The organism is Chryseobacterium indoltheticum (assembly GCF_003815915.1).
Classification (GTDB): Bacteria; Bacteroidota; Bacteroidia; order Flavobacteriales; family Weeksellaceae; genus Chryseobacterium; species Chryseobacterium indoltheticum.
Map to the genome: position 1 here is coordinate 128117 of NZ_CP033929.1, position 22590 is coordinate 150706.

Sequence of the window (22590 nt, forward strand, 5' to 3'; positions counted from 1 at the left end):
TTAACCTCAATCTTAAATAAATTAAATAAAAATAGTCTAATTTAGCAGAATGTTAAAAAAGTTTTTTACAGCCATAGGAGAATACATGATTCTTATCGGTAAATCTCTTCAAAAGCCTCAGAAAATGAGAGTTTTTTGGAAGCTTTTTATGCGAGAAATCAATGATTTGGGAGTCAACTCTTTTGGGTTGGTTATATTCACATCTATTTTCGTCGGAGCCGTAGTTGCCATTCAGATGTTTAACAATTTTGATGCATCATCTTTCCCAATTCCTCCATCTTTTGTGGGATACGCAACCAAAGCAGTTTTAGTTCTGGAGTTTGCTCCTACTATTATCAGCTTAATTTTGGCGGGAAAAGTAGGTTCATATATTGCCTCTACCATTGGTACTATGCGTGTCTCTGAGCAGATTGATGCTTTAGACATTATGGGAGTTAACTCACCCAATTTTTTAATTTTACCTAAAATTATAGCCTGTCTTATATTTAATCCGCTTTTAATTGCACTCAGTATCGTTTTTGGTATTGGTGGAGGTTATATCGCCGGAATACTTACCGGTAACTGGACGACTGCAGATTATATCTCAGGTATCCAAATGTACATGCCCAACCTTTTCATTATTTATGCATTTACCAAAACTATTGTTTTTGCATTTGTGATTGCAACCGTTCCCTCTTATTTCGGTTATTTTGTAAAAGGAGGTTCACTGGAAGTTGGTAGAGCAAGTACACAAGCGGTGGTTTGGACGATGGTATTTATCATTATTTCCGAATTAATTTTAACACAATTAATATTAAGCTAATGATTGAGGTAAAAGATCTTAAAAAGAGTTTTGGTGATGTTGAAGTGCTTAAAGGAATTTCAACCACTTTTGAAAAAGGAAAAACGAATCTTATTATAGGCCAGAGTGGATCCGGGAAAACCGTTTTCCTAAAAAGTTTATTGAATGTTTATCAACCTTCATCAGGGGAAATTTTGTTTGATGGCAGAGATATAAATGTAATGAACCGTGAAGAAAAACAGCATTTAAGATCTGAAATCGGCACCCTATTTCAGGGAAGTGCTTTGTTTGATTCTTTGACTGTTGAAGAAAATATCATGTTTCCACTTGATATGTTTACCAATTTAACCTTCAGAGAAAAGAAAAGAAGAGTTTTTGAGGTTATCGGAAGAGTACATTTAGATAAAGCTAACAGAAAGTTTCCGTCTGAAATTTCCGGAGGGATGCAAAAACGTGTGGCAATTGCCAGAGCGATTGTAAACCACCCAAAATATCTGTTTTGTGATGAGCCAAATTCAGGATTAGATCCTTATACATCCAACGTAATTGATGATTTATTGCTTGAAATCACCAAAGAATACAATACTACAACCATCATCAACACTCACGATATGAACTCGGTAATGACCATTGGCGAGAAAATTGTATATCTGAGATTGGGCATAAAAGAATGGGAAGGCAATAAAGACATTCTGATTACTGCAGGCAATAAAAATCTGATCGATTTCGTTTATTCATCAGAATTATTCAAAGAATTGAGAGAATATTTATTGGAGAATAATAAGACAATTGAAAATACTATTACAAAAATAGACGACAATGAAAAAATTAATTAGTGCAGCATTTATAGGATTTTCTGTTTTTGCATCAGCGCAAATTTCACTGGCAGGAAAAGCAAATGTATTGATTCCTACAAGCTCAGCTTCTTGGAAGAATCTTAAAACTGCAGCAACTAATGCTGTAGAACAAAAAGGTAAAAACATTACAGGTTTTAACGTAGGTTTATCTTTAAAAATCGATTTGCCAACAGCTTTATACGTAATGCCGGAGATTTATTATACCAATTTCAGCAATGAAGTTACCGTACAAAATGACGTGAATGCAGCTCAGACTACCATTAAGGCCAAAAACAGCAGAGTAGATATTCCTGTTTTGGTTGGGGTGAATGTATTGGGAGATTTACTAAGTGCTTATGCCGGACCTGTTGGAAGTTTCAATTTAGCTAAAAGCGATAATTTTGATAACTTTGTACAGAAAGTAGACGCTAAAGAGTTTACAGTTGGTTACCAATTGGGTGTACAAAGTGAAATTAAGAAGATTATTCTTTCAGCAAGATACGAAGGAGCTTTTTCTAAAGACCAAAGAAAATTCATCAACAACGTTGCAGGATCAAGTCAGGAAATTAATTATGACAACAGATCAAGCTTATTTCTGTTAGGTTTAGGATATAAATTCTAATTAGAAATTATTTAAACATAAAAAATCCTCAAATTAAATTTGAGGATTTTCTTGTTTATTTTCTCTTTCTATTTGTTCTTGTTTTTTAACAATTTCTGCAGCCTTTTTTTCTAACTCTTCTTTTTCCTGTTGAAGACGTTTAAATTCTCTTCTTTTTTCTTCAGCTTTTATAGCAGATCCTTTGCTGATATAACCGGTCATACCACCGATAATCAAGCCAATTCCTATGCCTGCCATTACACCCATCATATGAGATAATGTAATTTTTTCAGCTGTAAAATCTGTTGTCAGGTAAAAAAGCAGCACAGATACTGCAAGAAGAACTAAGCCTGTAATCGAAATACTTTTCATAATCGTGTTTTTTAATGGTAAATATTCATTTTTATAAATTTAATAATAAATTCTGATAAAATACTCCGTTTAAACCATTATTATAATGAAAACTTAAAGTATTTACATTAAATCTTTCCGCCAGCAGATTTGTAGTATTCCAACGCTTTAGGTAAATCTTTCTGAATATCTCCAACTCTGGTTCCCGGACTTGGGTGAGTTGATAAAAATTCCGGTTGTCTTGCTCCTGAAGATGACGCTTCCATTCTCTGCCAAAACGGAATCGCCTGACGTGGATCGTATCCTGCAATTGCCATCAAATTTAATCCCATTTCGTCTGCTTCAGATTCCTGCGTTCTTCCGTACTTTAAAAGAGCGACTTGAGACCCAACAGGATACACTTGTTGAAAAACACTCGACCATTGTGCATTTGAAATTGTACTTCCTAATAGAGCACCTCCATATTGTGCAACCATAGCCTGTGAAATTCTTTCGTTTCCGTGACCTGCCAAAGCATGAGAAACCTCGTGGCCCATTACCACTGCAAGACCAGTTTCATCTTTAGTAATCGGCAGAATACCGGTATAAACAGCTACTTTCCCACCAGGCATACACCATGCATTCACTTGATTATCCTGAAGAAGATTAAATTCCCATTGATAACCTGACAAATCTGCACTTCTGCCAATACTTGCGTAATATTTTTCGGCTGCTGTTTTTATTTTACCTCCAACTCTTTTTACCATTTGAGCCTGAGATCCTGTCACAACTTTCGATTCTTTCAGAGTTTGTTGATACTGCTGAACAGCTGTTGACGTTATTTGAGGATTAAGTGTTCCTATTTGCAAAGATTTTCTTCCTGTCATCGGGTTTGTTGTACACGCTGCAACTGCAAAAGCCGCTGCTCCAATACCTAATAGATGAGTAATTTTCATAATTATGCTTATTATAAATGAACCTTAACAATTTCTATTCCAAAAAATAATCTGAAATTTGTATTTGCATACATTTTGATATATAAATTACTAAATTTAATCTTATGAAAAATTATCTAAAAATAATATCTCTTTTTGCTTTCATATTTCTATTTCAGAATTGTGTTTCGCAAAAGGTTGATCCACAAATAGTAAACAATTTGGTAAGTACTGATGAATTTACTTTTCATGCTGAGAAAGCAAATCCTATGAATTATGATGTGATCAATGTTGTAAATTCAATTCCAAATGCAGCTCAACTGCGTACATTTCAGATTTCAGGAGATAATTATGGTATTGAGATAAAAAAAGGTGTGATGGAAGTTACACTTCCTTATTTTGGCAGAGCTTTTACTTCCAGCTATGGGAATTCTGATAACAGCTATAGATTTACCTCAAAAGATTACGCAGTCACAAAAACTCAGAGTAAAAAAGGAAATTGGGTGTACAAAATCAAACCCAATGATGTGAAGAATGTTTCTGACATTAATATTGAAATCTTTAAGAATGGAAGAGCATCTACATCAATAAGAAGTAACGACAGACAGCCGATTTCTTACGATGGATATATTTCTAAAAATGAAGAAACAAAAGAAAAAGAAAAACTTTAGTCGTGGTTCGGGTTTTGTGATGGAAGTTTAAATATTTATTAAATATTCTCAGAATCTCGAATCTCAGATTTCGAATCTCTTAAAAATTTCTCTACAAATAATTTTGCTTCGGTACTTGGATTAGAAATCAGGTCTGAAGCATTTTTTTTGTGTTGAATATAAGCTTCCTCCACAGAATCATTTTTTTTCATCATGCTTAAAATATATTCCTGAACCCAATATTCAAAACGTTTTTCAGATTGCATTGTCCGTACTTTATCAAAACGAGCGGTATTCTTTTTTAATGAAATAAAATCTTCGATTTTCTGATAAACCTCCTTTAGCCCTTCATTTTGTAAAGCGGAACCTAGTAAAACAGGCACTTTCCAGTCTTTTTCTTTGGAAGGAAGAAAATCTAATGCACGTTTCAGTTCGAGTTTGGTATTTTTAGCTTTCTGCAGATTGCTTTCTTCTACTTTATTAATAAAAATAATATCCACCATTTCCATGATTCCGCGCTTGATTCCCTGAAGTTCATCTCCGCCACCAATAATTTTTAAGAATAAAAAAACATCGGTAATATCTGAAACCAAAACTTCAGACTGCCCTACTCCAACGGTTTCAATTAAAATATAATCGTAACCTGCAGCTTCGCAAATCATCATCGTTTCAAAAGTAGTATTGGCAACGCCTCCCAAAAATCCCGAACTTGGTGAAGGACGAATGAATGCATTTTCTTCTTTTGCCAATTCTTCCATTCTGGTTTTGTCTCCTAGAATACTGCCTTTATTAATCGCTGAACTGGGATCAATGGCTAAAACCGCAACTTTTTTATTATTTGCGATCGCTAGCCTGCCAAAGTTTTCTATAAAAGTAGATTTTCCAGCTCCCGGAACTCCTGTAATCCCTACACGAATCGATTTTCCTGTTAATGGAAGTATCTTTTTTAAAAGTTCTTCAGCCTGACTTCTATGTTCAGGCTTATTACTTTCAACTAGAGTAATGGCTTTTGCAATCAAACGTTTATTGCCTGATTTAATGCCATCGATAAAGTCTTCTGTTGAAATTTTCATCTGGGTATTCCATTTTTAAGGAAAGATGTAACCTTTCGGTTTCATTCATTCAAAAATATAAAAATAACCTACAAAATCCGAAAAAAAGAGTACTAATTTTAATGCTTCTAAATTATAAAGCTATGAGCCAATCACCTGCAAAATTCATTATTTTTGTTTTAAACAATTAAAAAAAATATGAAAAGTCTATTTGCAGCAGCAACATTTACCCTTGTCTTATTAGCATCTTGTACGCCGAAAGCAACACCCGTAGCACAAGCTCCAAAATCAGCAACCAGTACGGCAGAACAACTAGCACAGGGAAAAACAATCTTCGAAACTGCATGCAAAAGATGTCACGATTTGCCAGAACCCACCAAATTTACTTCTGTGCAATGGGTAGGAATTATGAATTCTATGGCACCCAAAGCAAAACTAACCGACGAACAACATCAGTGGGTTTATGATTATGTGGTGTCTGTTAAAAAATAAAAGATTTAACCAATAAAAAAATATCATCATGAAAAAATTAGTATTAAGTATGATTTTAGGATCTGCTTTTATGGTTTCATGTGGACCAAAAAGTACAGCAGTAACCGGTCCTAAATTTACCACAGCAGAACATTTAGCACAAGGGAAAACAGTTTTTGAAAACTCTTGCAACAGATGTCATGCGCTTCCAAATCCGGAAAAACATGACGACCAAGGCTGGATTAAAACCTTAAGTAGAATGGCGCCAAAAGCAAAGTTGAACGATGAACAACATCAAATGGTGTATGATTATTTGATTTCTGTAAATAAAAAATAGACTTTCTTTTGAGAGTCTATTGTGCTTAAATCTCACCTCAATTCGAGTTGAGATTAGCAAAAGTTCTCGATACACTTTTTTCATTTCATTAAGATAAACGCCCGAACTGACAAACTCCTCGCTCAGATTAAACTTATAAAAATTGACAAGCAAAGTGAATTTACAATTGACAATTAACCGTTTAAATCACTTTAAATCAATTCCCAAGCCTGGTTTTCCGGATAGAGTAATTTTACCATTTTCCACAAAATTCCCGGTTGCATAATCATTGGAAATAAGTGTTGCTCCGTCTAAATCGGCATAGTCTCCAAGACCTGCTAAAAGGCATCCTGCCGAAATTCCAACTGTGGATTCTGTCATGCAGCCGATCATAATTTTATAGTTTAATTCTCTTGCTTTTTTTATCATTTCTAAAGCGGGAGTCAATCCTCCACATTTCATCAGCTTAATGTTGATACTTTTATAATATGGAATGAGTTCCTCAAGTGAATCGATATCTTGACAATCTTCATCTGCCATCCAATTTGCAAAGCCTTCTTTTTGTAAAACTTTATAATTGTTGATCGGGCGAGGCTGTTCCAGATAGGAGAATTTCTGAATTTCATTATTTTTCTGAAGCCAACTACAATCTTCATCGGTGAAGCTTGCATTGGAATCTAATGCGATATTTTTATTTAATTGTAACAGTTTCTCAACCTGCATTTTGTCCAATCCTTTACATTTCACTTTAAACTTATTCCATTCACTTTGACGAATTTTTTTTATCTGTTCTTCAATGGATGCTACAGAAATTGTGATCGAGCTTTCAACCAAATCATTAGAAGGAATTTTATTTAATTCAATAAAACTTTTATTCTCCAACTTTCCGAACAGATCCCAATACGCACAATCCAAAGCAGAAAGTAAAAACGGATGTAGATTTAAACCCACTAAAAAAGCAAAAAAATCTTTGGGATGAATGATATTATGACCCTCAATTTCACGCTGAATTTCTTTTAATTTTAAAACAAAATCACTAAGGTTAATCTGATAATAATCAATCGCCACACACTCGCCATAGCCTTTACATTTTTGATGAGATAGTTCAACGAGCAATGCATTGCGATGATCATAGTTCCCGTAAGCAATGGAGAATGTTTCTTTTAGGTGAAGCTTTTTAAGTGTAAACTTTATTTTCATATACTAACTTACCCATTGGTCAAATGTTCTTAAAACAACCCATTTTCCATTCACTTTTTTATAGATCGAAGTTGAACCTCCACCGTATAATGGTCCACAAGACATTGAATTTTGTACAATGCAAACCGTTTTATTCTTATTAAAGAAAGGAACAGAAAAAGTTTGAATGCATTTATCTCCATATTTTTTTCGAAACTGTTTCCAAAAATTTCGTTCATATTTTATGCTTAAATTCAAAATTTCGTCGGTGGTTACAAAATCTAATTTATTCTTGATTCTACTTTTTTGGAGATTAAAATTTATTAAGTTTCTATCTTGATTTTTATAGTAAGATGAATCTTTCATTGCAAAAATTGAATCATATGAGAAATTCAACGCTAAAACAGGCGGCGGCGGTGGTTCGTTCTCATTTAATTCTTCAAAAAAAATCCTCTTAACTGCAATATTATAAATGTTATCATGTAAAATATCATTAATGCTGTCTTCTCTAATTTGGTCAGTAATAAGTTGATTCAAAACTTCGTACTTCAAGTCCAAGGTTTCATCTTTTTGGATTATTTCTTTTCTCGCTTCGTTCTTTTTGCAGGAAATCAATAGCAATAGAATCAAAAATAAATAGTCTTTCATAAATTAAATTTACAAAAAAGGAGACTTATTTCGTCTCCTTCTTGTTTTTAGATTTTTTCTTGGGCATTTTAGATTTTATAAATTTCTTGCGATCTTTTACAACATCCAAACTATGCGATGAAAAACAATACTTTTCTGCTTCAGTTAAGAACTTTAAAGCATTGGGAAAACTTCCTCTCTTCTCAGAAAGCAGGGATCTGTAAAACCAGATAGTCGCTTTATCAATTCCTTTTATTTTTAAAGAATAGGTAATCAGCATTTCAGCTTCCTGCAAATCTTCATTATCCAGAAGACATTTGATGTAATATTTGGGCGTATTGAGATTCGTCACATCACATTGCATTGCCTCTTCAAAATAGAGTTTTGCTTTTTCGTAATCGATGAGCATTTCGCTGTAGATTCTTCCCATTAAACAGAGAGAATCTGCATCTTCAGGATCGTACGACAATGCATAATTCAACGCTTCCAGACAATCCGGCAAGCTATAAGGATAATTATCTAAAGCCTCGAAGTAATATTTACTTTTAGTTAAGGTCATTTTTATATTTTTTTAATTCGTTTTTCAGGGTATTTCTTTGTTTTCTGAAAGATTTTTCCTGATAATTCTTTTTAAAATCTGTTCCCGAAAAAGTACGGACAGCGTTTCCTCTCTGCACCTGCAAATGATTGTTCCATGTTTCCTGCATTTGCTTTTGAAGCTGAATAATATTCTGCTCCAATACTTTTTCTTTCAGTCTTTCAATAGAAAGTTTTTTATTCTCCAATTGCGAACGAGAATCCTGCACAAAAACACTTTTTCCGGTCTGAATATGAGTCGCACGAACAGCAGTATTTACTTTATTCACGTTTTGTCCGCCACTTCCCTGGCTTCTCGTCGTCTGAAACTGAATATCTTTTTCGTTGAAATTAATTTTCTTCAATCCTTCCAGTTCAAAAACCCCAATAAACCAATTGCTTCTTTTATGCAGTTTTCGGAATGTACTTTTCCCTATCCAACAAATACTTCCTAACCAAGTTTTTAAAAATTCATTTACATTTTTTGATTTTAAAAATAGGGTTACAGATTTCAATGTAAGATTTTCATCACCATTTTCGCGGTGTATGATTTCGTAATCTATATTATTATTTTTTGCTTCCTCAAGGAAAACCTTCAGAACTTTGGCAACTATCCATTGGCATTCTAAAGGTCCTCTTCCTGAGGTTATTTGTATTAATTTGTCCATTTTATTTTGGTATTTCACTTAATCTTGGATGACCGACAGGATCAATTCCTTTTTCCAATAAATCTTTTGCAGCCATTACCGCCCAACATTTATCGCTGGAATGAATATTTCTGTAAAATGAAAGTAAAACATCAGGTTTCACCACCATAAATCCGTTGGTTTCTACAGTTTCCAAATCATTTCTTTCAAAGAAATCAATGGTTATCCTGTGGAATTTTTCATTTTCCATTTCGATTGTTTTCTCGTACCTGCGGAAGTTTTCTTCGCTTGGCAAATGATCATAACGAGTCCAGATTTTCTGAAAACCTTCCTGCTGAAGAATCATAACGACCTCTGCTACGTTTTCCTTATTTACAAAAATATCAATATCCTTATGGTCGTGAGCGTGCTTATATTCTGTGTGTCCTATTTCAGACATAAAATGCCATGCCCAACCTCCTGATAAAATGACTTTGTTTTTTAATTTCTCTAAAATTTCCAGTCCGTATTGAATTCTAAATTCCGGCCAGACCTCACCGTATCTTTTTATATTATGTGGCGCTCCCATTTTTGTTAATTTTTGTTGATAGTTGATGTTTGTCAGTTGATGGCGTTAAAGATTCTAACAACCATCAACTAAAAACTAACAACCAATTTACTTATCCATCCTCACAATTCTAGGCTGGAAAGTTCCAAGAATATCTACCAATTCGCTTTGCGCATTCATGACTTCGTTGATGTCTTTGTACGCCATTGGTGCTTCTTCGGCATTTCCGCCCATCAAAGTGACATTTTTGAGTTTTAATTCTTTCTTAATGTCATTTTGAGTGAAAAGATTTCTGCATTCTCCTCTTGAAAAAGCTCGTCCTGCTCCGTGTGAAGCTGAGTTCAATGAATCCGGATTTCCTTTTCCGCGAACAATAAAACCTTTTGCAGTCATCGATCCGGGAATCATTCCCAATTCATTTTCATTTGCCGGAGTTGCGCCTTTTCTGTGAACAATCATTTCTTTTCCGTTATGGATTTCTTTCCAGGCGAAATTGTGATGGTTTTCGATTTTAGCTTTCACTCTTCCGCCAACTGCTTTTACCAATCTTCGGTGAATGTCGTCGTGACAAGCCGAAGCGTAATCTCCTGCAAGATTCATCGCTGTCCAGTATTCTAAGCCGAGATGCGTATTCAAATCTAGCCAGGCGAAGTTTTGGGCTTCTTTTGGCAAAGGACATTGCTCTGTCGCAACTCTCGAATAATACTGAGCGATTTCTGCTCCCAAACCACGCGAACCGCTGTGTGAAAGAATTCCGAGGTATTTTCCTTTTGGAAGGTTGATCTGTTCGTCTTCTTCCGTAATTTCAACTTCCCCGAACTCCACAAAATGATTTCCGCCGCCGGAACTTCCCATTTGTTTGATGGCTTTTCCTTTTAATCGTCTCAAAATCGGAATTAAGTCGAATGTGTCTCTGTCGAAAATTTCGTGATCGACGTGAGATTTATGCGTTTCATACATCCCGAATTTGGTATGCTCGGCAAGCGCTTTTTCATATTTATCTCTAGCTCCGTTCAGATATGAAATCGGCGTATCCAAAATACTGAGCGACATTCTACAGCCGATATCCATGCCGACTCCGTAAGGAATTACAGCATTTTCTACGGCGAGAACTCCACCAATCGGAAGCCCGTAACCACTGTGTGCATCAGGCATCAAAGCTCCTTGCGTTGCAATTGGAAGTTTCAATGCGGTGTACAATTGATTCTTTGCTTCATCCGAAATATTATTTCCGAAAATCTGAAAAGAAGTTCGGTTTGTGTTGAGCATTCTTTTTTCTGTTTTCTTGGATGAAAGCAAGGCTTCTGCGATTTGTCCGAAGGTTAAATCTTTCTCAAAATTTTCCGGATTGACCAGAATTTCCTTTAAAAGAGATTTTACATGATGAATATTTTTCGTGGCAAAATTTCTTTTCATGACTTCCAAAGCGATGTTTACGCTTTGATTATTTGGATAGCCTAATTTTAATATATCTTTTCCTTTAAGTTTTAAATTTCCCATTGTTTTTTTTAATAAAATGTTTAGATATCAACGCTAGATGAAAGATATTTTTGCATCTGATATTTCACCAACTAAAATTTTAGTTGATCTTGTTTTTGTCATCTTTTTGAAAGAGATTCTTCCTTCGTGAGAATGACAATGTTATTCAAACCTCATAGGTTTTAAAAACCTATGAGGTTTATTGGCAGAGTGTTTTCTAGCCCCGATGTTCTATGTTACTATGCAAATTATTCAGGTTAAAATTTTAAAGTTTTTTTGATAATCTGGTTGATAATTGATTTTATTTTTTACCACTCCAAAACATATTCTCAGTAGCTTGTTACATACTGCAATTAAAGCTAATTTTTTAGGTTTCCCCTGAGAAAGAAGTCTTTCATAAAACTCTTTACATTGTTTGTTATGCTTAATTGCCGTCCACGAACAAACATATAACAAGCCCCTGATATGATTCTTTGAGGTTCTGCATTTTCCCGGGGAATATGATTTCTTTCCCGATTGATAAATACGGGGTGCCAAGCCAAAATATTTAGATAATGATTTTGCTGAATTAAAGTTTTTAAATCCTGAAGTAGCCGTCATCAGTTGAAGAGATGTCTTTTCACCAATGCCAGATACACTTTGTAGTAATGCTTTTGTTTCCTTAAACTCTTCATCCTGGAGCCCAGGGAGACGGCTTATAACTTCTTTAATCTCTTTTTCTAATTGTTGTAATCTTCTTTCATAATGTTTTTCTGTGTTTGGATTAATCTGAGCATTATAGCGAAGAGATTTTAACTTCACTCCATATCTCCTTTTTTCTTCCTCCAAATCATTGAGAAGCTTTAGTTCCTGATCAAGATGTTCAATATCAACACTTTTAGAAGTATAAATATCAGGTTTAAACATCTCTCCGTAAAGCCTGATCAGCTTGGCATCTTCAGCATCTGTCTTGCTGATGATGTTTTTCATCCTTGCAAAATGCTTAACAGACATACAGTTTATCAGACTTGATTCAAAGCCCTGAACTAAGGATAAATGTAAAATACGACTGCTGTAATTTCCTGTGGCCTCAATGACAAAACAATAATCTTCTATCCGCAGTTTCTTTAGAAATGACAAAATAGAGCGCTGGGTATTTTCTATATTAAAAACCTGATCTCTGTTTTCAAAATCATTAAAGCTTACTGTTAAAAACTTCGCTCCGACATCTACTCCAATTACTTTTTTTGATATTTTTGACATACAAAATTCTTTTTTAAAGAAGTTTTCTTCTGATCCACCATGGTAAAAGTTATGGCTAAACAACGTTCTATCCGGATTTGGAAGAAAACAGCAGCAGGGGAATAAAATCGGGGACGATATCTAAGTATCAGTGAAGCGTCTGCCTTTATCCTGCTGCTTTTATCTTTAGGTTAATTTTTTAACTAATTTATTAAAGTACATTTACTAATGCAAACTTACCATGGAAACGGCATCCTTTTTTGCGTTGGCTTGAAAAAGCGTTGGCAAAAAAGATACAGTGGACAGCGGGATTAAGCTCCTAAAAAAAATGATTTCGGGGAAACGTTTTGAGTTTGAAATATTGCGCAATAAAAAACCCGAAATCTTACGACTTCGGGTTTTGATATTTCAATATACTGTTGTTCTATGAATGTACCAAACCACGAAGCCTCGCCTTTGCAAAAGGCAATCCTACTGATGAATGTTGATTGTATTTGAACATTGCTTCGTTGTTTTTTTAATGGTTAAACTTGATTTTCAGATGCAAAGATATACAATTTTCTGAAAAACAATATTTTTTCAGAAAAAAACCTGAATAATTTCTTATCCAGGCATTCTTTATTTTTTTTCTTAAACTTAATCTTTAGATCCTAAACTATCCATTGTATCGCCCATTCCGTTGCTGTTTGGGGAATACACTCTTTCTTTATCGAGGAAATATACATCGTGCTTTGCTTTTGCAATAATCCCGTTGTAAACATCTTCCGGTAAACCTGCTGTGTCTGACTCACTCTGATTAACAGAAGGCTTGTTGTAAATTTTTAACGCTCCATATTGATCGAGAACTTTTTTTGCTTTTTGGGCATCTGTAAGATTGGAAGCATAAACTACCAAGTTGATTTTCCCTACACTTTCTTTGCTGTAAGCCGCTAAAATTTCATTATCGTTCACAAAAACATGATTCCAAAAACTTTTTGTTTTTTCATCATCTTCGTATTCATTATTTAAAGATTCCTGATCAAACCTTGATTTCGAAACAATAATGTCTGCATCAAGAAATCCGTTATTTTTTAATTCTGATTTTATTTCCTCGGTATTCACATTTTCCGGAAATACTGAAACTACTGTATAAGCCATAACATTTTATTTTTGGTTATGTCTTACAGTACAAAAGCTGTGCAATTTGAAGTCTAATGAAATGTTAAATTGTGATATTTAGAAATTTATTCAAAATATCAACCGCACATTTAGGAAGATTTGTTCCAGGACCGAAAATGAAATCAGCTCCGTTTGCATACAAAAATTCGTAATCCTGTTGCGGAATTACTCCTCCCACAACAATTGTAATATCTTCGGCACCCAATTTCTTTAACTCTTCAACAACCTGCGGAACCAAAGTCTTATGACCAGCCGCCAAACTTGAAACACCCAAAATATGAATATCGTTCTCAACCGCCTGCTTTGCAACCTCTTCCGGAGTCTGGAATAACGGCGCAACATCGACGTCAAATCCCATATCTGCAAAGGCAGTTGCTACCACTTTTGCACCACGGTCATGACCATCCTGCCCCATTTTTGCCACCATAATTCTTGGGCGACGACCTTCTGCTTCTTCAAATTTTTGGGTAAGCTCAAGAGCTTTTCCAAAGTATTCATTTTTACCTGCATTCATAGCGTAAACTCCTTGTATCGTTCTGATATTGGCTTTGTAACGTCCGAAACTTTCTTCCATTGCATCACTCATCTCTCCTAAAGTCACTCTCCTTCTTGCCGCTTCGATGCATAATGCCAAAAGATTTCCGTTTCCTGTTTTCGCAGATTCTCGGATTTCATTTAAAATCTGCTCAACAGCTTCGCTGTTTCTGTTTGATTTAATTGAATCTAATCTTTCAATCTGCTTTCTACGAACTTCAGTATTATCAATATCTAAAATATCGATTGGTGTTTGCTTTAAGCTGGATTTAAATGAATTGACACCAATGATAAATTCTTCACTGCTGTCAATTTTAGCTTGTTTTTTTGCGGCAGCTTCTTCAATTCTCATTTTTGGAATTCCTGCTTCTATGGCTTTCGTCATTCCGCCTTCTTTTTCTACCTCATCGATGAATTTCATCGCTTCTTCGATCATTTGCTGCGTAAGACTTTCAACCAGATTACTTCCGCCCATCGGATCTACCACATCGCAGATTCCACTTTCCTGCTGAAGAATAATTTGGGTATTTCTTGCAATTTTTGCCGAATAATCAGTAGGTAAAGCAATCGCTTCATCCAAAGCGTTTGTATGAAGAGACTGGGTTCCGCCTAAAGCTGAAGATAGGGCTTCAATTGATGTTCTCGTAATATTATTAAATGGTTCTTGCTCTGTTAAAGACCAACCCGAAGTTTGTGAATGGGTTCTTAAAGCTAAAGATTTAGGGTTTTGAGGATTAAACTGCTTTAAAAGCGTTGCCCAAATATATCTCGCCGCACGCATTTTAGCAATTTCCATGAAATGATTCATCCCGATAGCCCAGAAAAATGATAATCTTGGTGCGAAATCATCCACATTCATTCCTGCTTTAATTCCGGTTCTTACATATTCTAAACCATCAGCTAAAGTATAAGCCATTTCCAAAACAGGGGTTGCACCGGCTTCCTGCATGTGATATCCGGAAATCGAAATCGAGTTAAATTTGGGGATATTTCTCGAAGTGTATTCAAAAATATCAGCAATGATTTTCATGGACGGTGTTGGTGGGTAAATGTACGTATTACGCACCATAAATTCTTTCAAAATATCATTCTGAATGGTTCCTGAAAGCTTATCCTGAGAAACACCCTGCTCTTCTGCCGCTACAATATAGAACGAAAGAATCGGCAAAACCGCCCCATTCATCGTCATGGAAACCGATATTTCATCTAAAGGAATTTCGTTGAATAAAATTTTCATATCCTCAACAGAATCAATCGCAACACCGGCTTTACCAACGTCTCCAACAACTCTTGCGTGATCGGAATCGTACCCTCTGTGTGTCGCCAAATCGAAGGCAACGGAAAGTCCTTTTTGTCCGGCTGCTAAATTTCTTCTGTAAAACGCATTCGATTCTTCAGCTGTAGAAAATCCCGCATATTGACGAACGGTCCAAGGTTTTTGGACATACATTGTAGAATAAGGACCTCTTAGAAAAGGTGCAATTCCCGGAGAGGCATCAGCGATATCTTTATTTTTTACATCTTCCGCAGTGTATTTTGATTTCAGCTCAAGTCCATCCTTTTCAAATTGGTAGATTTCCTGCTGATTTTCAGATATATTAAATTGAGGAATTTTATTCTTTATTTCCCTTCTCATTTCTTCAGATTTAAGATTTTAAAAATAAGCATTTTTGAGAGAATGTTTTGCGATTGATTTTTAGGAAGGAAAAGTAAGATTAAATGCGTAAAATAAAGAATCTTTTAACATATAGCTCTTTAGGCTGTATCAACTTGTTTAATTTAATAGGACTTCATCCTATTCTTCGTTAAATCCTCCTTTCAGGACTTCTTAGTAACATAAAATACAAAAGCGAGACTGTAATATTACAATCTCGCTTTCATTTAAACCTAAAGAATTTTAGATTATTTATTTAGTTTTTTAATTCCCATTTCGTATAACGCAAAAGAAATTAGATCGGCATTTTCACTGATTACCTGATCCGTTGCTCTTCCTGCTCCGTGGCCTGCATTTTTCTCAATTCTTAGCAAAATAGGATTTGTACATTTTTGTTTTTCCTGTAATTCTGCACCAAATTTGAATGAATGCGCCGGAACAACTCTATCGTCGTGATCACTTGTAATAATCATTGTTGACGGATAACAAGTTCCTGCTTTTACGTTATGAACCGGTGAATATGATTTTAAATAATCAAACATTTCTTTGTTGTCTTCAGCAGTTCCGTAATCGTAAGACCAACCTGCTCCAGCAGTAAATTTGTTGTATCTCAACATATCTAAAACACCAACTCCCGGGAAGGCAACTTTAGCCAAATCAGGACGCATCGTCATCGTTGCTCCAACTAACAGACCTCCGTTTGATCTTCCTGAAAGCGCCATATATTCTTTTGAAGTATAACCTTTACTTTGCAAATATTCTCCAGCTGCGATGAAATCTTCAAATACATTCTTCTTCTGCATTTTCGTGCCTGCATCGTGCCATTTTTTACCGTATTCACCTCCGCCACGAATGTTTGGAACAGCGTAAATTCCGCCATTTTCCATCCAAATCGCATTAACTACGGAGAAAGATGGTTGTAAACTGATGTTGAAGCCACCGTAAGAATAAAGAATCGTAGGGTTTTTACCATTCAGTTTGATCCCCTTTTTATAATTGATCATCATCGGAACTTTGGTGCCGTCTTTTGATGTATAAAATACCTGCTCAGAAACATAATCTTCAGGATTAAATTTCACTTTCGGTTTTTGGTAAACTTCAGATTTTCCGGTATCTGCATTGAATTTGTACGTTGTTCCCGGAGTAATGTAATTGCTGAAAGAATAATACATTTCTTTCTCTGTTTCTTTACCTCCAAAACCACCGACATTACCTTTCCCAGGAAGAGAAATTTCTCTGATCAGCTTTCCGGTTTTGTCAAACTGTTTCACTTTATCAATCGCATCAACCATATAAGTAGCGAAGAAATAACCTCCGCCGCCGGAAATTCCCAACACATTTTCTGTTTCTGGAATAACATCTTGCCATGTTTCAGGAGATGGATTTTGGATGGTAGTTTTCACCAAACGCATATTTGGCGCATCTTTGTCGGTAAAAATAAAAAGATTGTCACCTTCTGTATCAACAATATTTACATTGATATCAAAACCTTTGTTGACTTGAACGAAATCGCCTCCTTTCTTTAAATCTTTAACGTACAACTCGTTTCCGTTGGTTGCATTAGCCGCTGAAATAATCAAATATCTCTGATCTTCAGAAACTCCAGCTCCCAAATATCGTCTTGGAGTTTTATCGCCTCCAAAAATCAGTTGATCAGCAGATTGTTTTGTTCCTAATTTATGAAAGTACACTTTGTGCTTATCGGTCATTCCGGAAAGTACAGTTCCTTCTTTCGGTTTGTCATAGCTTGAATAATAGAAACCTTCATCACCCTGCCAAGAAATTCCGCTGAACTTTACATCAACCAAAGTTTCATCGATTGGCTTTTTCGTAATAGCATCAATGATGATGATTTTATTCCAATCGCTTCCTCCTTCTGAGATTGAGTATGCTGCCAAATTTCCTTTTTTATTGAAAGATAAACTGGAAAGTGAAGTTGTTCCTTTATCTGAAAATTTATTCGGATCTAAGAAAACTTCTGTTGTTTTTGTTTTATTATTGGTTCTGTACAGTACAGATTGCGCCTGCAAACCGTCATTTTTATAATAATATGTAAAACCTCCTTCTTTAAAAGGCGCACCAATCTTTTCGTAATTCCAAATATCTGTCAATTGCTTTTTAATCTGGTTTCTGAAAGGAATTTTAGACAAATAATTTTGGCTGTAAGCAACCTCTTCATCTACCCATTTTTTGGTAGGGGCTGAATCATTTTCTAAATCTCTGTACGGATCTGCAACGCCTGTTCCAAAATAAGTATCTGTTTGATTTCCCTTAATCGCTTTAGGATAATTCATTTTTTGAGAATAAACTGTAGCCGAGAACAATACTCCGGCTGTTAATAATATAGGTTTAAAATTCATTATGAAGGATTTTCTCAAAAATACGTAAAGTTGTGGGAATAAAAAAAGCTTCTGTATACCGACAGATTAAAGTCTCAGATTTTAAGCTAAATCAATCTTCGCTAAGTTTAAAATGTTGGTTTAAGCATTCTGTAAGTTTACAGAGAGTTTAAAATATCAGTTTAGATATTATGCAGATCTACGAAAAGTTTAATTGGATCGTATAGACTTTCTGTACGATGTATTTCTATCGCATCCAACTGTTTAGAGCAAAAAAACCTCTACGAATAGAGGTCTTTCTTAATTATATATTAGAATTTATAGATCAGATTTATTTCTTGATTAATCCTAATTCAATTAATCTTTCATGTAGAAACTCTCCGGCTGTTGTATCTTCATACAACTTCGGATTGTTTTCGTCAACACAGTTTTCTAAAGAATATCGCTGAAATGATTCAAAATACTTTTAGTTTCTAGCAATTTATTTTCTAAAATTATCACAAGTTCTAAAAACAAGCAGAAAGAAATATTTTGATGAAAAAGAGCAGTTGTCTCTGAGAATTTATTGTCAAGGATTTCTGGCGGATTGGAAACTTCCTGTGATGACGGAACAAGAAGTTTGCAGAATGATTTAAAAGATTTATCTTCAACACCTAGTGTTAATGTTCACAACCCTCCATACCAGACAATAATACAGGTAAATTGTAATTTTTAAGAAATTATAGACTTTTACAAGATTAACCCATAGCTTTTTGGGGGTTAATGGTTTTTAATAAATGTAAATCAAATACTACTCAATGAAGAAATTTACTTATCTCGTCTTATTCCTGTTACCTTTTGTTTGTTATTCTCAAACCCATCGATTTATTTATTCATATAAATTTATTGCCGATTCAACAAAGATAGATAGTTTGCTATATGAAGAAACTAGGTTAGAAGTTTTTGATAACCATACTGAATTTGTTAGTAATATTGGCGCAAAGAGAGATTCAGCTATTGCGAACGCTATTAAAAATAATGAAAGTCCAGCCAACATTAAACTCACTAAGGGTCTATTTATTAATAATGTTTTTAAAAGTAAAAAAAGCACTTATTCTATTGAGTATGTTGGTATTCAACCATTTAAAGTTATACAACAACCACTAATAAATTGGAAGCTTACAAAAGAAAAAAAAATAATACAAAACTACAATTGTCAAAAAGCTGAAGTCAATTATGGCGGACGTACATGGGAAGCTTGGTTTACACAAGACATTTTAATACAGGATGGTCCATATGTTTTTGCAAACCTTCCTGGTTTAATAGTTAAAATAAATGATTTACAAAACCAGCATTCTTTTTTATTAATAGCAAATTATAAAGTAGCAAACGCAGTAACAAACTTTATTTATAAACAGTATTTAACACCTATTCAAATAAATAAATTTGAATTTAATAAAATTTGGAATAATTTTAAAAGAAATCCAATGGGTGCCACCGAACAATTTATGAATATAAATCCTGGTCTTTTAAATGGTAAAAGTTTTGATAATAATGGAAATGAAATAGATTTTACGCAAAAGAAAAGAGAAGAAAAAAAGTATGTCGAAAAACAGATGTTAAAAAATAACAATTATATTGATTTACAATTATATAAAATAAATTAAAATATTGTACTAGAAAACATTACGAAATAGCTGAAAATCAACAAATAAGAGCTTAACTTAAAAAATCTGTGTCAATATATGAGAAGAATTACTTTTCATGGATTTCACATATTGACACAGATGATACTTTCGAAAAAAACCGAACTAAAAAGTTCGGTTTCAAAATTATTTCTTGATTAATCCTAATTCAATTAATCTTTCATGCAAGAACTCTCCGGCTGTTGTATCTTCATACAACTTTGGATTGTTTTCGTCAACACAGTTTTCTAAAGCATTCAGCGACATTTCGCTTACCGGATGCATAAAGAAAGGAATAGAATATCTTGAAGTTCCCCACAATTCTTTTGGCGGATTAACGACTCTGTGAATGGTAGATTTCAGCTTATTGTTGGTATGTCTTGAAAGCATATCTCCAACGTTAATCATTAATTCATCAGGTTGTGCAATGGCATCGATCCATTCACCTTTATGATTTTGTACCTGAAGACCTTTTCCCTGAGAACCCATCAAAAGAGTGATTAAGTTGATGTCTCCGTGAGCGGCAGCTCTTACTGCATCATCTGGTTCCTGAGTGATTGGAGGATAATGAATTGGTCGAAGAATGGAATTTCCTTCTGCAATTTTATCATCAAAATAAAATTCATCAAGACCAAGATATAAAGCTAAAGCTCTCAAAACATATTTTCCTGTTTTTTCAAGCATTTGGTAAGTTTCTTTACCTACCTCATTAAATTTTGGAAGCTCGTCAACGATTACATTGTCAGGATATTGGCTTTTGTATTTTGAGTCATCCGAAACATACTGTCCGAAATGCCAAAATTCTTTTAAATCACCTTTTTTAAAACCTTTTGCCGTTTCTTTACCAAAACCTACATACCCTCTCTGTCCCCCAATTCCTGGGATTTCATACTTTTGTTTGGTTTCTGTTGGAAGTTCGAAGAAGTTTTTTACTTCTCCATAAAGATCGTCTACGAGTTTGTCATCAAGGAAATGTCCTTTTAAGGCTACAAAACCAATTTCTTCGTAAGCTTTTCCGATTTCATTTACAAATTTCTGTTTGCGTTCCGGGTTGTCCGAAAGGAAATCACGCAGGTCTACACTAGGTATTTTATCCATTTTATAGAAATTTTACGTGGTGCTAAAATACATCTTTTTTAAATTAAATGATTTTTGAATTCATTATTTATAAACTAAATTTGCTATATGAAAAAATATTCTTCTAAAAGGAGTATTCAGGTACTTGCCAATATTCTTCATCAGTACAACATTGTAGACGTTGTGATATCTCCGGGATCCAGAAATGCTCCTCTGGCCATTCATTTTTCAGAAATGGATGATTTCAACTGTTTCAGCATTGTTGATGAAAGAAGTGCGGCTTTCGTAGCTCTCGGAATGGCAATGAGTGAGAAAAAACCTGTTGCAATTACCTGTACAAGCGGTTCTGCAGCGGCAAATTATTATCCTGCAGTTACCGAAGCTTTTTATCAGAATATTCCATTGTTGATTTTAACGGCAGACCGACCGACGGATTATGTCGATTTGTTTGATGGACAAACAATCAGACAAAACAACCTTTTTCATCAGCATTCTTACGGAGATTTTCAGTTAGTTGAAGACAGTAAAGACGATGCCGAAAACATCAATTCAGGCCTTATAAAAAAAGCAATTGAGCTTTGTTTTGAAAAACAAGGTCCGGTGCATATCAATATTCCGTTGGAAGAGCCTTTGTATGATTTGGTTTCAGAACTTCCAACTTTCCCTGAAGTGGAGAAAACCATAAAAAAGAAAGATTACGAGCTTCCTTCAAATTTAGTTGCAGACTGGAATACTTCACAGAGAATCATGATTCTTGTGGGTACCAAAGGCTACAGCGCAGAGCTTGAAAACCAGCTCACACAATTGGTAAAAAACCATTCGGTTGTCGTGTTAAGCGAAGCGAATTCTAATTTGTATCATGAGAAATTTTTCAGGCATATCGACCGATATATTTTTGCATTCACAGAAGAAGATTTTAAGACTTACGCACCCGATTTATTGATTACTGTCGGGCAAAATGTGGTTTCTAAAAAAGTAAAGCAATTTTTAAGAAATGCACATCCGAAACAGCATTGGCATTTGGATGAGGTTTGGCAGCCCGATACTTATTTTTCTTTAACCCAGAAAATAGAAGTAAAGCCTGAACTATTCTTTTCTAAATTATTAAATTTCATCAACTTAGAACCAAGGCCTTATTATAATCTTTGGGATGTTTTAAGAGATAAAAAAGATAAAAAACATAATGATTTCTTAAATCTAATCGAGTTTTCAGATTTTTATTTCTTTAATAAAGCTTCACAAAGCATTCCGGAGAATTACAATGTACACTTCAGTAATTCATCGGCGATACGCTACGCACAATTATTCGATTTTGGTAAAAGAAAAATGTACTGTAATCGCGGAACAAGCGGAATCGACGGTTGTACTTCCACGGCAATGGGCTTTGCCATTAAGAACAAAAACCCAACTTTATTGATTACAGGCGACTTAAGCTTTTTCTATGACATCAATGGTTTGTGGAATCAATATATTCCGCCGTTTACAAGAATTATCATTTTTAATAATGGTGAAGGAAATATTTTTAAAATAATTCCTGGTCCTGGAAATGCTAACTCAAATACAGTTGATGAATTCATTTCTACAAAGCATCATAAGAATGCTGAGTTTATGGCTAAACATTTTGGTTTTTCTTATGTAAAAGTAGATGATGACGGAACTTTAGACCGGGTTTTTGAAAATTTCTTCAAGCCGGATTTACAACCTAAAATAATGGAAGTCAATACGCAAGGTCAAAATAATGCAGCTACACAAAAAGCTTATTTTAATTTTTTGAAGGAAGTTTAAAATAGATTTGAACCATTAAGAAGAATTAAGTTGTGAGGAAGATTAAGAAAAAATCCTAAACTTTAATGATAAAAAAAAGCAGATTTATAATTAAATAAATCTGCTTTTCTATTTAATCTGTAAGAAAAATA

Annotated in this window: 22 protein-coding genes and 1 pseudogene; 8 read left to right on the forward strand and 15 right to left on the reverse strand. The window is 34.5% G+C overall.

Annotated elements, in window-relative coordinates:
* The first annotated feature begins 49 nt into the window (after positions 1-49).
* From EG358_RS00595 to EG358_RS00605, 3 genes are read left to right on the forward strand one after another with little or no spacing between them, the layout of a single operon-like run.
* A complete protein-coding gene (locus tag EG358_RS00595; RefSeq protein ID WP_076562019.1) occupies positions 50-802 on the forward strand; it encodes an MlaE family ABC transporter permease in 753 nt (250 codons plus the stop codon).
* Positions 802-1617: an ABC transporter ATP-binding protein gene (locus EG358_RS00600; RefSeq protein ID WP_076562020.1), complete on the forward strand. Its 816-nt coding sequence runs from the start codon at positions 802-804 to the stop codon at positions 1615-1617. Before EG358_RS00595 ends, EG358_RS00600 begins: the two co-directional genes overlap by 1 nt.
* Positions 1601-2239, forward strand: coding sequence for an outer membrane beta-barrel protein (locus tag EG358_RS00605; RefSeq protein WP_076562021.1), 639 nt, complete (start codon positions 1601-1603; stop codon positions 2237-2239). The genes EG358_RS00600 and EG358_RS00605 overlap by 17 nt, the downstream gene beginning before the upstream one ends.
* 33 nt (positions 2240-2272) lie before the next feature.
* Here the strand turns inward: EG358_RS00605 and EG358_RS00610 are convergent, their stop codons facing one another.
* Both EG358_RS00610 and EG358_RS00615 read right to left on the reverse strand, forming a co-directional pair.
* On the reverse strand, positions 2273-2590 hold the full coding sequence (locus tag EG358_RS00610; RefSeq protein ID WP_076562022.1) for a hypothetical protein: 318 nt from the start codon (positions 2588-2590) through the stop codon (positions 2273-2275).
* A gap of 107 nt (positions 2591-2697) precedes the next feature.
* Positions 2698-3504, reverse strand: a complete 807-nt coding sequence (locus EG358_RS00615; protein WP_076562023.1) for a M48 family metallopeptidase — start codon at positions 3502-3504, stop codon at positions 2698-2700.
* A gap of 104 nt (positions 3505-3608) precedes the next feature.
* Here EG358_RS00615 and EG358_RS00620 point away from each other — a divergent pair, with 104 nt between their 5' ends.
* Entirely contained in the window at positions 3609-4154 is a 546-nt protein-coding gene (locus EG358_RS00620) for a DUF4251 domain-containing protein (protein WP_076562024.1), read from the forward strand.
* 38 nt (positions 4155-4192) lie between these two features.
* Here the strand turns inward: EG358_RS00620 and meaB are convergent, their stop codons facing one another.
* Complete coding sequence (gene meaB, locus EG358_RS00625) at positions 4193-5206, reverse strand: methylmalonyl Co-A mutase-associated GTPase MeaB (RefSeq protein WP_076562025.1); 1014 nt, start codon at positions 5204-5206, stop codon at positions 4193-4195.
* Between the two features lie 177 nt (positions 5207-5383).
* Between meaB and EG358_RS00630 the strand changes: the two genes are divergently transcribed.
* The gene (locus tag EG358_RS00630; RefSeq protein WP_076562026.1) at positions 5384-5677 is read left to right on the forward strand and encodes a c-type cytochrome; all 294 of its coding nucleotides are present in this window, start codon (positions 5384-5386) and stop codon (positions 5675-5677) included.
* Between the two features lie 28 nt (positions 5678-5705).
* Complete coding sequence (locus EG358_RS00635) at positions 5706-5993, forward strand: cytochrome C (RefSeq protein ID WP_076562027.1); 288 nt, start codon at positions 5706-5708, stop codon at positions 5991-5993.
* A 186-nt stretch (positions 5994-6179) separates the two neighbouring features.
* On the opposite strand, the gene EG358_RS00640 is transcribed toward EG358_RS00635, so the two are convergent.
* The 11 genes and pseudogenes from EG358_RS00640 to EG358_RS19775 all read right to left on the reverse strand — a co-directional run.
* Positions 6180-7172, reverse strand: coding sequence for an enolase C-terminal domain-like protein (locus EG358_RS00640; protein WP_076562028.1), 993 nt, complete (start codon positions 7170-7172; stop codon positions 6180-6182).
* A 3-nt stretch (positions 7173-7175) separates the two neighbouring features.
* Positions 7176-7799: a hypothetical protein gene (locus tag EG358_RS00645; protein WP_076562029.1), complete on the reverse strand. Its 624-nt coding sequence runs from the start codon at positions 7797-7799 to the stop codon at positions 7176-7178.
* A gap of 25 nt (positions 7800-7824) precedes the next feature.
* Positions 7825-8337 (reverse strand): tetratricopeptide repeat protein, encoded by a 513-nt coding sequence (locus EG358_RS00650; protein ID WP_076562030.1) that lies wholly within the window; start codon positions 8335-8337, stop codon positions 7825-7827.
* Positions 8324-9022: a peptide chain release factor H gene (prfH, locus tag EG358_RS00655; protein ID WP_076562031.1), complete on the reverse strand. Its 699-nt coding sequence runs from the start codon at positions 9020-9022 to the stop codon at positions 8324-8326. Before prfH ends, EG358_RS00650 begins: the two co-directional genes overlap by 14 nt.
* A 1-nt stretch (position 9023) precedes the next feature.
* The gene (locus tag EG358_RS00660) at positions 9024-9569 is read right to left on the reverse strand and encodes a nucleotidyltransferase domain-containing protein (RefSeq protein ID WP_076562032.1); all 546 of its coding nucleotides are present in this window, start codon (positions 9567-9569) and stop codon (positions 9024-9026) included.
* 87 nt (positions 9570-9656) lie between these two features.
* On the reverse strand, positions 9657-11048 hold the full coding sequence (locus EG358_RS00665) for an RtcB family protein (protein WP_076562033.1): 1392 nt from the start codon (positions 11046-11048) through the stop codon (positions 9657-9659).
* A gap of 231 nt (positions 11049-11279) precedes the next feature.
* Positions 11280-12269 (reverse strand): IS110 family RNA-guided transposase, encoded by a 990-nt coding sequence (locus tag EG358_RS00670; protein WP_076563147.1) that lies wholly within the window; start codon positions 12267-12269, stop codon positions 11280-11282.
* Between the two features lie 615 nt (positions 12270-12884).
* Positions 12885-13385 (reverse strand): hypothetical protein, encoded by a 501-nt coding sequence (locus tag EG358_RS00675; protein ID WP_076561513.1) that lies wholly within the window; start codon positions 13383-13385, stop codon positions 12885-12887.
* Between the two features lie 64 nt (positions 13386-13449).
* A complete protein-coding gene (gene scpA, locus EG358_RS00680; RefSeq protein WP_076561512.1) occupies positions 13450-15576 on the reverse strand; it encodes a methylmalonyl-CoA mutase in 2127 nt (708 codons plus the stop codon).
* 266 nt (positions 15577-15842) lie between these two features.
* Positions 15843-17888: a prolyl oligopeptidase family serine peptidase gene (locus EG358_RS00685; RefSeq protein WP_228421402.1), complete on the reverse strand. Its 2046-nt coding sequence runs from the start codon at positions 17886-17888 to the stop codon at positions 15843-15845.
* A gap of 376 nt (positions 17889-18264) precedes the next feature.
* Positions 18265-18369, reverse strand: a pseudogene (locus EG358_RS19775) (isopenicillin N synthase family oxygenase); the annotation flags it as partial.
* Positions 18370-18730: 361 nt separating this feature from the next.
* On the opposite strand from EG358_RS19775, the gene EG358_RS00695 reads away from it, so the two are divergent.
* On the forward strand, positions 18731-19579 hold the full coding sequence (locus tag EG358_RS00695; protein ID WP_076561510.1) for a GLPGLI family protein: 849 nt from the start codon (positions 18731-18733) through the stop codon (positions 19577-19579).
* Positions 19580-19744: 165 nt separating this feature from the next.
* Here the strand turns inward: EG358_RS00695 and EG358_RS00700 are convergent, their stop codons facing one another.
* On the reverse strand, positions 19745-20695 hold the full coding sequence (locus tag EG358_RS00700) for an isopenicillin N synthase family dioxygenase (RefSeq protein WP_076561509.1): 951 nt from the start codon (positions 20693-20695) through the stop codon (positions 19745-19747).
* Between the two features lie 87 nt (positions 20696-20782).
* On the opposite strand from EG358_RS00700, the gene menD reads away from it, so the two are divergent.
* Positions 20783-22459: a 2-succinyl-5-enolpyruvyl-6-hydroxy-3-cyclohexene-1-carboxylic-acid synthase gene (gene menD, locus EG358_RS00705; RefSeq protein ID WP_076561508.1), complete on the forward strand. Its 1677-nt coding sequence runs from the start codon at positions 20783-20785 to the stop codon at positions 22457-22459.
* Positions 22460-22590 lie beyond the last annotated feature (131 nt).